The organism is Aliiroseovarius sp. ABM4_368 (genome assembly GCF_056161205.1).
Genome location: NZ_JBSWYR010000001.1, coordinates 786715 through 801615, shown reverse-complemented (window position 1 = coordinate 801615; position 14901 = coordinate 786715). Strand labels below are relative to the sequence as shown.

The 14901-nt window shown below is 58.6% G+C and carries 11 protein-coding genes; 7 read left to right on the top strand and 4 right to left on the bottom strand.

Translation table 11 applies throughout. The features are described 5' to 3' along the window. Positions 1 to 99 precede the first annotated feature (99 nt). From ACXAH3_RS04015 to hflX, 6 genes are all read left to right on the top strand, one after another. Positions 100 to 2364 (top strand): sensor histidine kinase NtrY-like, encoded by a 2265-nt coding sequence (locus ACXAH3_RS04015; RefSeq protein ID WP_474861151.1) that lies wholly within the window; start codon positions 100 to 102, stop codon positions 2362 to 2364. Then, complete coding sequence (gene ntrX, locus ACXAH3_RS04010) at positions 2361 to 3785, top strand: nitrogen assimilation response regulator NtrX (RefSeq protein ID WP_474860772.1); 1425 nt, start codon at positions 2361 to 2363, stop codon at positions 3783 to 3785. Before ACXAH3_RS04015 ends, ntrX begins: the two co-directional genes overlap by 4 nt. A gap of 139 nt (positions 3786 to 3924) precedes the next feature. After that, positions 3925 to 5301: a Trk system potassium transporter TrkA gene (trkA, locus tag ACXAH3_RS04005; RefSeq protein ID WP_474860771.1), complete on the top strand. Its 1377-nt coding sequence runs from the start codon at positions 3925 to 3927 to the stop codon at positions 5299 to 5301. A gap of 9 nt (positions 5302 to 5310) precedes the next feature. Then, complete coding sequence (locus ACXAH3_RS04000) at positions 5311 to 6849, top strand: TrkH family potassium uptake protein (protein ID WP_474860770.1); 1539 nt, start codon at positions 5311 to 5313, stop codon at positions 6847 to 6849. Between the two features lie 166 nt (positions 6850 to 7015). Then, positions 7016 to 7252, top strand: a complete 237-nt coding sequence (gene hfq, locus ACXAH3_RS03995) for an RNA chaperone Hfq (protein ID WP_133488330.1) — start codon at positions 7016 to 7018, stop codon at positions 7250 to 7252. An 8-nt stretch (positions 7253 to 7260) separates the two neighbouring features. Then, on the top strand, positions 7261 to 8559 hold the full coding sequence (gene hflX / locus ACXAH3_RS03990) for a GTPase HflX (RefSeq protein ID WP_474861150.1): 1299 nt from the start codon (positions 7261 to 7263) through the stop codon (positions 8557 to 8559). A gap of 78 nt (positions 8560 to 8637) precedes the next feature. Here the strand turns inward: hflX and ACXAH3_RS03985 are convergent, their stop codons facing one another. Continuing rightward, positions 8638 to 9441, bottom strand: a complete 804-nt coding sequence (locus ACXAH3_RS03985; protein WP_474860769.1) for a mechanosensitive ion channel family protein — start codon at positions 9439 to 9441, stop codon at positions 8638 to 8640. 113 nt (positions 9442 to 9554) lie between these two features. Beyond that, complete coding sequence (locus ACXAH3_RS03980; RefSeq protein WP_474860768.1) at positions 9555 to 12020, bottom strand: penicillin acylase family protein; 2466 nt, start codon at positions 12018 to 12020, stop codon at positions 9555 to 9557. 106 nt (positions 12021 to 12126) lie between these two features. Here ACXAH3_RS03980 and ACXAH3_RS03975 point away from each other — a divergent pair, with 106 nt between their 5' ends. Beyond that, positions 12127 to 12999: an NAD(P)-dependent oxidoreductase gene (locus tag ACXAH3_RS03975; protein ID WP_474860767.1), complete on the top strand. Its 873-nt coding sequence runs from the start codon at positions 12127 to 12129 to the stop codon at positions 12997 to 12999. A 68-nt stretch (positions 13000 to 13067) separates the two neighbouring features. Here the strand turns inward: ACXAH3_RS03975 and ACXAH3_RS03970 are convergent, their stop codons facing one another. Beyond that, positions 13068 to 13634, bottom strand: a complete 567-nt coding sequence (locus ACXAH3_RS03970) for a lipid-binding SYLF domain-containing protein (RefSeq protein WP_474860766.1) — start codon at positions 13632 to 13634, stop codon at positions 13068 to 13070. A 172-nt stretch (positions 13635 to 13806) separates the two neighbouring features. After that, on the bottom strand, positions 13807 to 14823 hold the full coding sequence (gene hemB, locus ACXAH3_RS03965) for a porphobilinogen synthase (RefSeq protein WP_474860765.1): 1017 nt from the start codon (positions 14821 to 14823) through the stop codon (positions 13807 to 13809). Positions 14824 to 14901: the final 78 nt, after the last annotated feature.

Here is a 14901-nt window from a genome sequence, read left to right as displayed (position 1 = left end):
GACATTCGGGCACAAGATCCGAGTCGCATTGGCGGTAACTGTCTGCAAGAGGCGGCAGGCGGAGTTTTTATAGGGGCGAGCACAGTGGCGCAGCGCGCGGTGCGGAAGTCGAATTACGAGCGTTATTTGTCCTTGCGTCGTTGGCGCAAGTACAGTTCCTACGGCGCATTTGCAATGATCGTGTTCGCGCCGATTTTGGTGGTGACCACCTTCCTTGCGCTTGGTCCGTTTGCCCAAGGGGCGGACAGTCAGGCGCTTCGGGCGATCATTCTGGCAGACATCATCTATGTGATCTTGGTGGCGGGTTTCGTTCTGTCGGGCGTCAGCCGTATGATTGTCGCACGCCGCAAGGAAAGTGCGGGATCACGATTGCATATTCGCCTGACGGGCGTTTTTGCGGTGATTGCGCTTAGCCCTACAATCCTTGTCGCGATCTTCGCGATGTTGACACTGAATATGGGGCTCGAAGGTTGGTTTTCGGACCGGGTGCGCACAGTTGTCGGAAACTCGCGCGCGGCGGCCGAAGCTTATCAACAAGAAAGCCGGGATGGGCTGGTGCAAGACGCCCGGGCAATCGCGGCGTTTTTCGAGTTGCAACGGCAATCTCAGCTTTTGCTAACCGATGCCGAATTGGGGCAACTTCTGAAACAGGCTCAAGAACGTATTCAGCGTGGACTGCGCGAGGCTTATGTGATCTCGGGCGACGGCTCGATCCGGGTGCGCGGCACGCGGTCTTATCTGTTTGACTATGAACAGCCCACGCCCGAGCAGTTTGCCCAAGCTCAAGCGGGCGAGATTGTGGTGATCGAGGATTGGGCCATCAACGAATTTCGCGTGTTGATCCGATTGAAGGATTTCACTGATCACTACATTCTGCTGACCCGCGACGTAAATGGCGACATCCTTGATCTGGTGGACGAAACGCAAGAGGCCGCTCGGGTCTATACCCAGCTGGAATCGCAACGCGGCCAGCGTCTGTTCCAGTTTGGCCTTATTTATCTGGGATTTGCCGCCATCCTGATCCTCGCTGCGATCTGGATGGGGATGTGGTTTGCCGAACGATTGTCGCGCCCTGTGGGCCGTCTGGCCAGTGCGGCGCAGCGCGTCGGGGCTGGCGATCTGGACGTGCGCGTGATCGAGGAAGAGGGCGATGACGAGATCTCGATGCTGGGGCGGTATTTCAACCAGATGACTGGACGCCTGAAGGGGCAACGGGATCGTTTGCTTGAAAACACTGAGCAGATCGAGCGTCGTCGGCGTCTGTTTGACAGCGTGCTTAGTTCCGTGACGGGCGGGCTTATTGGTCTGAATGCGGACGGGCAGGTGACTTTCTTGAACCGCGCTGCCGAACTGCTGCTAGATGTGCAGGACGAAAATGACCACGAGCACGAGCTGTCCTTGGTCGTGCCTGAATTCCAACCGCTTTTGGATGCGGTTGCGCAGGGCCAGCCCAGTGCGCAGCGAGAGATGCGCCTGACTCGGAACGGCAAACAGGAAAACCTTCTAGTGAGGATTGCGACGCGGCGAAACGATGAAGGCGGGCTTGAAGGCTATGTGATTGCGTTTGATGACGTAACCGATCTGGTCTCGGCCCAGCGGATGGCCGCTTGGGGCGACGTGGCGCGCCGCATCGCACATGAGATTAAGAACCCGCTGACTCCGATCCAACTGTCAGCCGAACGGATCAAGCGCAAATTTTCGCGCGTGGACGGCGTGGATGTCGAGGCGCTTGAGCAATATACAGACGTGATTGTGCGCCAGACCAACGACTTGCGCCGGATCGTGGATGAGTTCTCGAAATTCGCGCGGATGCCCGAGCCCGAGCGGCGCGAGACCGATCTGACCAAATTGTTGCAGGACATTTTGTTGTTGCAGAAAACCGGGCAAGAGGACGTGCGGTTTGAGGCGCAGATCGTGGACCATCCAGTCTTGATCGAGATTGACCAGACCATGATTGGTCAGGCCTTAACTAACCTTATTAAGAACGCAGGTGAAGCCATTGAAACTTTGTATGAAAATGGAAAACCTGTTGGGCACACACCCGAGATCCATGTGACCATGGCCGAGGCAGATGGGGGCGTCAGCATCACGATTGCAGATAACGGCATCGGCTTGCCCGAAGACCGCGCGCGTCTGTTCGAACCCTATGTAACGACACGGGAAAAGGGCACCGGATTGGGCCTGCCCATCGTTAAGAAAATCATCGAAGAACATGGCGGGCGTCTGACGCTGGAAGATGCGCCCGTTTTTGAAAGTGAACTCAAGAAAGGCGGCGCTCATTTTGGCGCCATGGCACGCATCTTCCTGCCGATGAGCAGCGTAGAACGCAACGCCAAAGCCGCAGTGACAGGAGCAGCGACATGAGCGATATTCTGATTGTTGATGACGAACGGGACATCCGTGAACTCATCTCTGATATTCTAGAGGATGAAGGCTTTACGACCCGATTGGCCGGCACCTCGGACGAGGCGGTCGCACAGGTCAAAGATCAGCTTCCAGCCTTGATGATCTTGGATATCTGGCTGAAAGACAGCGCGATGGACGGGATCGATATCCTGAAAATGGTCAAACGCGAACATCCCGAAGTGCCGGTGGTGATCATTTCAGGGCATGGCAATATCGAAATTGCCGTCGCGGCGATCAAGCAGGGGGCGTATGATTTCATCGAAAAGCCCTTTAATATCGACCAGCTGATGGTTGTGATCACAAGGGCGATGGAAACCAGCCGTCTGCGTCGCGAGAACACGGAGCTGAAACGCCGTGACAGCCTTCCATCCGAGATGGTTGGACAAAGTTCGGCTTTCAAGGCCTTGAAATCTAACCTTGAAAAGGTAACGAAGTCCAATGGTCGTGTGATGCTGACCGGCCCCTCGGGTGTCGGGAAAGAGCTGGCGGCACGCTTCATTCATGCCAATTCCGACCGGGCGTCATCGCCCCTGGTGGTGGTCAACTCGGCCTCGATTGAAGCGGACCGGATGGAAGAGGTTTTATTTGGACGCGAAAGTGACGATCGTGGCGTCGAGCCTGGGCTGTTGGAAGAGGCAAATGGCGGTGTCATCTATTTCGACGAAGTGGCGGACATGCCCATCGGCACCCAATCCAAGATCCTGCGCGTGCTGGTGGATCAACGGTTCCAGCGGGTAGGCGGGGGCGACAAGATCTCGGTCGATTTGCGGGTGATTTCATCGACCAGCCGGGATCTTCAGGCTGAAATTGCGGCGGGCAGCTTCCGAGAAGAGCTTTATCACCGTCTAAACGTGGTGCCGATTGCCGTGCCGCCCTTGGATGAACGGCGCGAGGATATTCCTGAACTGGCCTCGCATTTCATTTCGATGTTCAATTCCGAGCAGGGCTTGCCCCTGCGTGCGCTGGCCGAGGATGCGCAGGCGATGCTGCAAACTATGCAGTGGCCGGGCAATGTGCGGCAGCTGAAAAACGTGGTTGAACGGGTGTTGATCCTTGGTGACGGCACTGATCCCATAACCGCGGCTGAACTGCCGGGGCAAGAGGCTGCCGCCGAAGATACTGCCGATCAGGCCGTGGTCGTCTCCGGCGCGCTTGCAATGATGCCCTTGCGCGAGGCGCGCGAGGCATTTGAACGGGAATACCTGCTGACGCAGATCAACCGGTTCGGGGGCAATATTTCGCGCACTGCGAACTTCGTCGGGATGGAGCGGTCTGCACTTCACCGAAAGCTGAAATCCTTGGGCGTCGTAACCGGATCCAAGGCGGGCGCGCGGATGGCTTACGTTGCAGGGGAAGAGGAAGAAGAAGCCGAGGCGTGAGCCTAGGTTATGTGCGTCGCGGGGCAGGCCATTGACCCTGCCGCGCCCATCTGCCATCCCTTCGGGCAGGATTGCGCATGTCACATGCGGTCGAAGCGGTTCCTGACAAATCACGGGATCGCGTTCCAAGGAGAGCCGGATGAAGGTTATCATTTGCGGTGCAGGACAGGTGGGCTGGCAAATCGCCCGCCATCTTTCAGGCGAAAAGAACGATGTGACCGTTGTCGACAACAACCCTGAATTGGTGGCGCGGGCGACGGATACGCTGGATGTTCAGGGGATCGCGGGCCATGCCTCGCACCCGGATATTCTGGACCGCGCCAATGCGCGCGACGCGGATATGATCATCGCGGCCACATATTCGGACGAAGTGAATATGGTCACCTGTCAGGTGGCGCATTCGGTCTTTTCAATTCCGCGCAAAATTGCGCGTCTCAGGTCGCAAAGTTATCTGGATGCGATCTATTCTGACCTTTATCGCCGTGATCACTTGCCGATTGACGTGGTTATCAGCCCCGAACGCGAGGTTGCCGAGGCGGTGTTGAAACGCATTCAAGCGCCCTCGGCCTTTGATATTGAAAGCTTTTTGGGCGGAAAAGTGCAGCTTTTGGGCGTGCAATTGGGCGAGGACTGTCCAGTCCTGAACACCCCATTGCGACAGCTGACTGACCTGTTTTCCACCCTCAGCGCCATTGTGGTGGGCGTGCGCCGCGAAAAGGGGTTGTTTGCCCCCGAACCGGGCGACCAGCTGTTTGCGGGCGATCAGATTTACGTCGTGACCCGAAGCGAGGATGTGAACCGCACGCTTGAGGTGTTTGGCAAAACTTCCAAGCGGCAAGAACGTGTGGTGATCCTTGGGGGCGGCAATGTCGGCCTTGCCGTTGCGCGCGAGCTTGAGACCCGAACCGACCGCATCCGCGCCAAGGTGATCGAGCTGAACCGCGATGTGGCCGAACATGCAGCAGACACGCTGGAACGCACGGTGGTTCTGCACGGCGACGGGATGAATCGCGAGCTTTTGAAAGAAGCCGGGGTTCCACGCGCAGACGCCATTTTGGCTGTGACGGATGATGACAAGGTGAACCTTCTGTCCTCGGTTCGGGCCAAAGCGGAAGGCTGTGCCATGTCCATCGCGTTGGTCAATGACCCGTCGCTTGTAGGCCTAATGGAGCCCTTGAATATCGACGCATACATCAACCCGCGTACACAGACCGTCAGCTCGATCTTGCGGCACATTCGTCACGGCAAGGTGCGCGAAGTTTATTCGCTTGGCGACGCCGAGGCCGAGTTGATCGAGGCACAGGTTCTGTCGACATCGCCCATTGCAGGCAAAGCGATCCGGGATGTGGATTTCCCAGAAGGCGTGCTGGTCGGGGCGGTATTGAAAGGCGAAACCGTGGTCAAACCCACGGGCAAGACCCGCATTGACGAAGGTGACGTGGTGGTACTCTTTTGTATGGCTGCCGACGTGCCCGAGGTCGAGCGCTTGTTGCAGGTCACGATCGACTTTTTCTAAGGCGCGCGCATGCTGACCCAGATCACCAAATTGCCGCTGCTCGTGATCCTGATGGGGATCAGCGTGTTGTCGATGCTCCTGCCCGCAGGTTTTGCGTGGACGGTGGCGGAGTACTATCAGGGCCGCGTGTTCCTATATGGTGCGTTGCTGTTTGGGTTTCTGACCTTCTTTCTGGCGATTGCCATGGCAGACCGGCCCCGATCGACGCGTCACCGGCGTCACCTCATGGCGCTTCTGGGGCTGTTTGTGCTGCTGCCGGTCATGCTGGCGGTGCCATTTCATCAGGCGCTGCGCACCACGACCTTCCTGAATGCCTATGTCGAGATGGTCTCGGCCCTGACGACCACCGGGATGACGCTGTTTCCTGATGCTGACCGCCTTCCGAAATCCCTGCATCTTTGGCGGGCACTGGTCGGCTGGATGGGTGGTTTCTATATCTGGGTCGGCGCGATTGCCATTCTGGCCCCGATGGCCCTTGGCGGGTTCGAGGTTCGCACGCGCTTTGGTGCTCGCGGGTCGGCGCTGGACACGCGGCTTGGGGCGGGGCACAGCCAGATCACGCGGGTTGCTGATTTTTCTGATCGGATCCGCACCTATGGCGTGCGGTTGTTGCCGATCTATACCGGGTTGACCGCAGCCCTTTGGATTGGGTTGGTCATCGCCGGGGAAACGCCTTTTGTGGGCTTTTGCCATGCTATGTCGACTTTGGCGACCAGCGGGATCTCTCCGGTCGGAGGCTTGTCCGGCGGCGTTGCAGGCTTCGGAGGCGAGGTGATGATCGCTGCCTTTCTGGCCTTCGCAATCTCGCGACAGACCTTTGCCAGTGACATGCAGCACAGCGATGTTCCGTCGCTATGGCGCGACCCTGAAATCCGGCTGGCTTTGGTGATTATCCTGTCCCTGACTGCCTTTCTGTTCTTACGCCACTGGGTTGGCGCATATGAGGTCGACGAGGAACTGAACATGGTCGCAGGTCTGACATCGCTTTGGGGCTCTTTTTTCACTGTTCTGTCCTTCCTGACCACCGCCGGTTTTGAAAGCCAAGCGTGGGAGGCAAGTCGCAACTGGTCCGGCCTTGAAACACCCGGCCTGTTGTTGATGGGGCTGGCCCTGATCGGGGGCGGCGTTGCAACCACCGCAGGGGGGGCCAAGCTGATGCGCGTCTATGCGCTCTATCTGCATGGGCTGCGCGAGATGGAGAAGCTGGTTCATCCGAACTCGATCGGCGGGGCAGGGACCGAGGCGCGCCACCTACGCGGGCGCGGGGCCTATATGGCATGGGTGTTCTTCATGTTGATGACACTGTCGGTTGCGTTGATTATGGCGCTGTTCGCTCTGACTGGGCAGGATTTCGAAAGCGCGATGATCCTGACCATCGCCAGCCTGACCACTACCGGCCCAATGGTCGATGTCGTCGCCGTGGAACCTTTGTCCATTGTTGACCTGAATGTCCCAGCCAAACTGGTTCTTTCCGGTGCAATGATCCTTGGGCGTCTGGAAACGCTGGCAATCATCGCGCTTCTCAGCCCAGATATCTGGCGCCGTTGAAGAATTTGCAACAGAACCAATCTGTTTGGGCTGTTGTTTACATGCCATACCCGAACTGAACCCACGCAAATTGGGGGTGGAAACCGCCAAAAGAGCAAGCCATAGTGGCTTTCAGGTGAAATTCCTGCCGGATTCCGGCAGCACGAGACAAAAAAGGCAAAAAACGATGGCTGCCGATAAGCAAAACCTACAAGACGCATTCCTGAATCATGTGCGCAAATCAAAAGTTCCGGTGACGATCTTTCTGATCAATGGCGTGAAACTTCAGGGTGTGATTTCCTGGTTCGACAATTTCTGCGTCCTTCTGCGTCGCGATGGTCAGTCGCAGCTTGTGTATAAGCATGCGATCTCGACCATCATGCCGGGCCAACCGATCAATCTTTATGACGGCGAAGAAAGCTGACAGACCTTATTGAACGCGAGGAGAAGGCCACCCGAGCTTGGGTCCTTCACCCCGAACTGACCTCAGATCCCAACCGCCGGACCGCTGGTCCCGCGTTGGAAGAAGCCGTGTCCTTGGCGGCGGCGCTCCCGCATTTGGAAGTTGCGGGGGCGGATATCGTGCGCCTGCGCGATCCACATCCGGGGAAGCTTTTTTCCAAGGGTAAACTGGACGATCTTAGCCACAGCCTGAAAGCGGCCGAGGTTGATCTGGTGTTGATCGATGGTCCCGTCAGCCCGGTGCAGCAACGAAATCTTGAAAAGGAATGGGGCGTCAAAATCTTGGACCGGACGGGCCTGATTTTGGAGATCTTTTCCGACCGCGCGCGCACCCGAGAAGGTGTGTTGCAGGTTGAAATGGCCGCGCTGTCTTACCAGCGCACCCGGCTTGTGCGGGCCTGGACCCATCTTGAACGCCAGCGTGGTGGGCTTGGGTTTGTGGGCGGCCCCGGTGAAACCCAGATCGAGGCTGACCGCCGCGCCATTGACGACCACATGAACCGTCTGCGTAAGCAGCTGGAAAAGGTTGTGAAAACCCGCGAACTGCATCGCGCAGCGCGTGCTAAGGTTCCGTTCCCTATTGTCGCGTTGGTGGGCTATACCAACGCGGGTAAATCGACGTTGTTTAACCGGATGACGGGGGCAAAGGTTCTGGCGAAAGACATGCTTTTCGCCACGCTCGACCCAACCATGCGCCAGATCGAGCTTCCCGCCTTGGGCAAGACGCCCGGTCAGGGTGGTGGCCGCAAGGTAATCTTGTCGGATACGGTGGGCTTCATCTCGGATTTGCCGACACAGCTAGTTGCCGCGTTCCGCGCCACGTTAGAAGAAGTTCTGGCCGCCGATCTGATCCTGCATGTGCGCGACATCAGCCATGAAGGCACGGATGAGCTGGCGCAGGACGTAGTCACCATCATGGCCGAACTGGGTGTTGACGAGGAAACGCCTCAGCTTGAGGTTTGGAACAAACTGGATCTGTTGGACGAAGAAGACGCCGACGCCCGCCGACGCGAGGCTGCGCGTCAGGACGATATCCTGACCCTTTCCGCCATCACCGGCGAAGGCTTTGACGATCTGATCGCAGCCATCGACCGTGCACTGGATGCTCCGCGCAAAACCGTCACGCTGGATTTGGCGTTCTCGGACGGGCGCAAGCGGGCGTGGCTGTTTGACAAGGGCATCGTGGAAACAGAGGAGCCGGGCGAGACCGGTTGGAAGATCACCGTGACCTGGACCGACAGGCAGGCCGCGGAATACACAGCCCTTTAACCCAAAACAGTGAAGACCACCCCAAAGGGTGGCCTTCGGGCCGTGAGTGGCCACACATCGTCCAGTTGTGGGGACGCGCTAGTTGGCGTTGTGGACGACGATCTGCTGGAACGGAATCTCGATCCCGTCTTTCTGGAATTGCTCGTAGATCGCTTGGGGCAGGCTGTACTTCACATCAAAGTAATGTGCGCCCTCGGCGAAGGGCCGGACCAGAAGGTCAACGGAAGACGCGTTCAGGGTCTCAACCTCGACAAAGGGGGCGGGCTCGGCCAGCACATGCTCATGCGCCTTTAGAACCTTAGCAATCGACGCTTTCACCTTCTTGATATCGCTGCCATAGGCTACGGATGCGACCATATCGACACCGCGAATGGCGTGGTGCGAATGGTTGGTGATCTTAGCGCCCCAGATCTCGGAGTTGGGGATGATGATGTGCTGGTTGTCAAAGGTGATCATGTCAGTGGTGAACAGCGTGATCGCGTCCACCTTGCCAAACGTCCCTGCCGCATCAATGAAATCGCCGACTTTAAAGGGGCGGAATACGATCAGCATAATACCGGCTGCAAGGCTGGACAGAGTGCCCTGAAGGGCAAGACCCACCGCCAGACCTGCGGCACCCAGAATGGCTATCAGCGATGTGGTTTCGATGCCAAACCGATCCAGAACGATCAGCCCAGCGAAGACCAGAACCGCATACCGGGCAATCGAGCCAAGGAAATGAAACAGGGTCTCGTCCAATGCTTCGTGGCTTTTACCAACCCGGATGATCAGTCGCTTCACCAAACCGGCCAGCCAATAGGCGACGATGGCGATGATGATCACGTAGATCACGTTCAGTGCATTGGCTTGCAGCCAGCCCATACCTTGCGAGACGTTTTCCATGCTGGTTTCCCCATCTATCTGCATTCAGTTGGGGTGATCTAACGATGGCGCGGGCCTTGTATTAAGGGGAAAAGACGCCGGGATTTAACCCCGGCGCCTTGAAACAAAGCAGATTAGGGTCGCGGAACCAGCCGAGTGACGCCAACCGCAGCCGCACGCGCCAGCTCGGGATCCAGCGACATGGGCGTGAATTCGCCGCGCCGCCAAAGCTCTCCCAGATCGTCGTAATGCCGCGACAGCGGATGTCCGGATTGACCGGTCGAGGTCACGAAAAGCGAGCTGTCCGGGTCCGAGAAGTCATAGATGCCGCGATAGGCCGCACCGTGGACGTTTTGAAACGGGTTCTTTCCAGAGCCCGAAGTCAGCCCGCGCAGAAGCGTATTGTCCCCGCCCGAGGTCGACTGGCGGATGTTCACGAACCACCTTAGGAAGGGCACGTCGCCCAGCACCGCATGTTTGTGGACCGCTTGGTGGTAATCCCCCCAGCGCAGGCTTTCTTGCTTGCCGCCTGCATGTTCGGACAACCAAAGCAACGCGTCGTCCAGCGCCACGCGGGCGATGTCGGTGCAGGTCTCGGTCGCAGCGGATTGAATGACGTCACACCAGACCGATGCGCCATCGACGTCACGATACACACGTTCGACAAATAGGGGGTCCACATGGGTGAAGGCCTCGGCCAGCGGGCCAAGCTCGTCCCGGATCAGACGGTTTTGCAGCGCGCGCATCCAAGCCGAATAGATCAAAGGCTCGGGCATATGCTCGTTCATTTCGCCATTCCAGTTGGCCAGAAGGGTCAGCGCGTTTTGTCGTTCGCGTTCTTGCGTACCAGCAGGGGCGGCTTCACCCGTGAACCACAGATCCGCGCCCACAAGCGGCAACAGCGTGCGGGCGGTAACAGATACGCTGTCTAGCTGTGCCTCTATGAAGCTGTCGCGCGTATGCACCTCGCGTGCTTGCATCAGGCGCTGCCACCGCTGGATGCGCTGGCTGTCACCCCAATTAAAGCTCATATGCGCCGGAAAGGGCCGGTCGATGATTTTGTTATTCGTATTGCCAAGGATCCCGCCCGAGGGCTGCACGAATTCCGGGTTGGCGCTATAGCTTAGCGGCGCGCCCCACAGGTTGTCCTTGATCCAGCCGGGGCTGGGAATGCGGCCCTGCGTTTGGTGACGGGCGTTGCGGCCGGGCATTTGACCGATCACTTTCATGGCGATCGTATCCTTGTCCGCCAGTGTCAGGGTCTGGCTCGGTGCAACGTAATCGGCGGCGGCGGCGATGCCCTCCATCACTGTTTTCGCGCGCATCACACCGATCCCCGCGCTCATCGAGCGGTCTTTTTCCGTCAGCAGCGTCCAAGATAGGGACATAGCATGACCCACGGGCGTGATCAGGCCAAGACCATACATATCAGCGGGCAGGATCGGCCCATTTGGCGTCCATTGTAGCGTCACTGTCTTGGGCGCTTGGTCCTTAATTTTCAGGATCGTGCCGCGAGTGGTGATCGGGACATAGCCATCGGGGGTCAGTACTTCATTCGTATTGTCTGGGTTCAACTTCTCCAGATGAAGATCCTGATCATCCAGATAGGACGACGTGACGCCGAAACCGAACCCGTCCGTTCGACCCGCCAAGATCAAGGGCATTCCTGGGATCGACCCGCCGATCACACTGCCGGTGCTAAGGTCCAGCCGCGCCAGATACCAGATAGACGGCGCGGTAAAGCCCAGATGCGGGTCATTGGCCAGAAGCGTGCCGCCAGCCGCCGAGCGGTTCGGGGCGGCAGCCCATGCGTTTGATGCCCCCGCAAAGCCGCGTTTTGGGCTGGGCCACAGGGCAGGGCGCGCGAGGTCTTCAGTTGTGGCGAAGCGCGGAGCGTCGCCATCGAAAAATGCAGCATAGTCCGGCAGCGCCGCAACCCCGGTTCCCGGCACATCCGGCAGGATGTCACGCACCCGATCCTCGGGCAGGGTCAGCGAGACGCGGGCGCGCAGCACCTCGTCCTCCAAATGACCCGCCAGTTGCACGCCCATCAGCTTCAGGATCGCCAAACTGTCTACGGGTTGCCAAGGCGAGATTTCGTTTGAGAACAAGAAGAACTCGGGCGCGCCACGGCCCAGAGCCTCGGAGTTTACACGTGCCAGATATGCGTTCACGCCTGACGCATATGCATCCAAAGCAGCCTTGGTGTCATCGTCCTGATACGCGAGCGATCCGCGTGCCAGCGTATAAAGGTCAAGCCGCCGCATCAGCTCGTCCGTTTTTACAGTGCGGGTACCGAAAACTTCGGACAGACGCCCCTGCACGGTGCGGCGCATCATCATCATTTGCCACAGCCGGTCCTGCGCGTGGACATAGCCAAGTCCAAAGAAGACATCGCTGTCATTCTCGCCCAGAATATGCGGGATGTTGGCGTTGTTGCGCACGATCTCGACCGGGGCGGTGATGCCCGGGGTTTCGCGGGTGACGTCATAGTCGGGCAGGGACTGCGCGGCCAGATAATAGACCAGCCCCAGAACCGCGACGGCCAATGCCACAATTGCGGCGGTGCCGCGGATCATCCACAGTATGACTTTGCCCATACTCAAACCTAATTTCTGTCCCATGCGCCTGAAACGCAGGTTGAACTTGCTTTCGTGAGCGGTAACTACTGTGAACTGAACGGGAATTCAACGAAAGGGTCTTGGTATGGCGAAATGTGCGTTTTTGGGCTTGGGAGTGATGGGCTATCCGATGGCGGGTCACCTTGTGGCGCAGGGCCACGAGGTGACGGTTTACAACCGCACAACCGCTAAGGCCGAAGCTTGGGCCAAGGAACATGGCGGCAAATGGGCCTCGACCCCGCGCGAGGCGGCATTGGGCGCGGATTTCGTTATGGCCTGCGTCGGCAATGACGACGATTTGCGCTCGGTCGTGTTGGGAGATCAGGGCGCGCTCGCCGGAATGGCCGAGGGCGCGGTGTTTGTGGATCACACCACTGTGTCCGCCGCCGTGACCCGTGAACTTTATGCCGACGCGAAAGCCGCTGGCGTGTCCTTCGTGGATGCGCCGGTGTCGGGTGGTCAGGCGGGGGCCGAGAACGGCGTGTTGTCGATCATGTGCGGCGGCGATCAGCCTGCCTATGACGCGGCCGAGCCGATCATGCAGGCCTATGGCCGAACGGTGAAACGGCTTGGTGAAAGCGGTGCGGGCCAGCTGACCAAGATGGTCAACCAGATCTGCATTGCAGGGTTGGTGCAAGGCCTCTCCGAAGGGCTGCATTTCGCCGAGAAGGCCGGGTTGGACATTCGTCAGGTCGTGGACGTGATCCAAGGCGGGGCTGCGGGCAGTTGGCAGATGGTGAACCGGCACGAAACCATGGCAGACGATCACTTTGACCACGGGTTCGCGGTCGACTGGATGCGCAAGGATCTGGGGATCTGTCTGGACACCGCCAATGAAAACGGCGCGAGCCTTCCCGTCACGGCACTGATCGACCAGTTTTATAAAGACGTACAGAAACTGGGCGGAGGTCGTTGGGACACTTCAAGCCTGATCAAGCGGCTGCGTGCGCTGGACTAAACAAAAAGGGCGGCCATCGGGGCCGCCCTTTCTTTATCCTATGTGCGTTAGATCAGGTGTGCGTTAGATCAGGGAATGATCCGCGTGTATTTCGCACCTTCGATCGAGGCACCAGCAATCAGGCCGGTCTGACCGAACACCACGGCCACAACCGGCGAGGACGCGGTGATCGTGTCTGCTGTCAGACGGTCGCCTTCGTTCTGGAATGCGTATTTGATGTCCGCCGAAGCCACCCAGCCCGCATCTGCACGGAAGTCCTGCAGCGCGTCGTCGGTCATGAAGAACAGCACATGCGCAAATTGCTGTGCGCCAATCTGAAGACCCGCGCTGGCTTGGGTCAGCGAATAGTAATCCACCGTCACGCCATTGATGCGCAGCGCGCCGCGCCCGTAAGCGCCGCCAAGGCCAAAGCCTGCTTCGGTGACAAGCGGCATCACCAGTTGACCGTTTGATTTCTCGGACAATTGCCGTGCATCGGGATAGCGGTTGTAAAGATAGTTCAGCGTGCTGTCGGCCCGCGCGTCGATCCGTGCGCCGCCGCTGGAGCCAATGCTGTTGTCACAGGCTGCAAGCGTAACGCCCGCGCCGCCTACGCCGGCCAGAAAACCACGGCGAGAAAGTTTTGATGTATGCATGTGTTTGCCTTTGTGCCTCATGCTGGGTCGCCATACCGCCAAGGCACAGGATCGACCGGGTTGCTCGAACGCGGCTCTTTGTCCGCTTTGCTGCAAAATATAGCGGATCGGCTGCGGGCTGTCACCCAGAACTAAGGCCGATTGCGAAAAATCGCCTGTCGGGATCGCAGGGTTAGCTTTCGGTCAGAAGGCAGGCCATGCGCGGGGCGAAATAGGTCAGAATGCCGTCGCAGCCGGCGCGCTTAAATGCCATCAAGCTTTCGGCCATCACCTTGTCGCCATCCAGCCAACCGTTCTGCGATGCTGCCATCAACATCGCGTATTCACCCGACACCTGATAGGCGAAGGTCGGCACGCCAAAGCTGTCTTTCACGCGGCGGCAGATATCCAGATAGGGCATGCCGGGCTTGACCATGATCATGTCTGCGCCCTCTTGCAGGTCACGCTCGACCAGACGCATCGCTTCGTCGCTGTTGGCGGGATCCATCTGATAAGTCTTCTTGTCGCCTTTCAACGCGCCAGACGCCCCGACCGCATCACGGAACGGGCCATAGAACGCGCTGGCATATTTGGCGGTGTAGCTCATAATCGTCAGGTTGTGATAACCGGCGGCCTCGATCGCGGTGCGGATTGCGCCGATGCGCCCGTCCATCATGTCAGACGGCCCAAGAATGTCTGCGCCTGCATCGGCCTGCGCCAGAGCCATCTTGACCAACGCCTCGACCGTTTCGTCATTCACGATCTCGCCGTCCCGGACAATCCCGTCATGGCCGTTGGCATTGTATGGGTCCAACGCGATGTCGGTCATTACAGAAATCTCGGGCACTTCGGCCTTGATCGCGCGAATGGCGCGGTTGGACAGGTTGTCTGGGTTCCAGGCCTCTTCACAGGCCTCGGTCTTTAAGGCAGGATCGGTGTAGGGAAAAATGCAAATGGCCGGAATGCCAAGATCAGCGGCCTCGCGCGCGGCTTTCACCACCAGATCCACCGACTTGCGCGTGACGCCGGGCATCGAGGGGATCTCTTGCTCGACACCTTTACCTTCGACCACAAAAACCGGCCAGATCAAGTCCGACACCGTCAGCGTGTTTTCCCGCACCAAATCGCGCAACGCGCCGGACGACCGCGTGCGGCGCAAGCGCGTGGCGGGGAAAGGGGCAACGGTACTGGGCTGAGAAATGCGGTTCACGGGGCTCTCCTTGGCGGGCATGCCCAACCTTGCGGATCGGGCGGATCTTTTCATCTGAAATGTACTGCCACGGGACTG

Bases quoted from the DNA above. Each gene is read 5' to 3' on its own strand.
- ACXAH3_RS03975 (WP_474860767.1), top strand. From the start codon at position 12,127: ATGGCGAAATGTGCGTTTTTGGGCTTGGGAGTGATGGGCTATCCGATG.
- ACXAH3_RS03980 (WP_474860768.1), bottom strand. From the start codon at position 12,020: ATGGGCAAAGTCATACTGTGGATGATCCGCGGCACCGCCGCAATTGTG.
- trkA (WP_474860771.1), top strand. From the start codon at position 3,925: ATGAAGGTTATCATTTGCGGTGCAGGACAGGTGGGCTGGCAAATCGCC.
- hfq (WP_133488330.1), top strand. From the start codon at position 7,016: ATGGCTGCCGATAAGCAAAACCTACAAGACGCATTCCTGAATCATGTG.
- ACXAH3_RS03970 (WP_474860766.1), bottom strand. From the start codon at position 13,634: ATGCATACATCAAAACTTTCTCGCCGTGGTTTTCTGGCCGGCGTAGGC.
- ACXAH3_RS04000 (WP_474860770.1), top strand. From the start codon at position 5,311: ATGCTGACCCAGATCACCAAATTGCCGCTGCTCGTGATCCTGATGGGG.
- ACXAH3_RS03985 (WP_474860769.1), bottom strand. From the start codon at position 9,441: ATGGAAAACGTCTCGCAAGGTATGGGCTGGCTGCAAGCCAATGCACTG.
- ntrX (WP_474860772.1), top strand. From the start codon at position 2,361: ATGAGCGATATTCTGATTGTTGATGACGAACGGGACATCCGTGAACTC.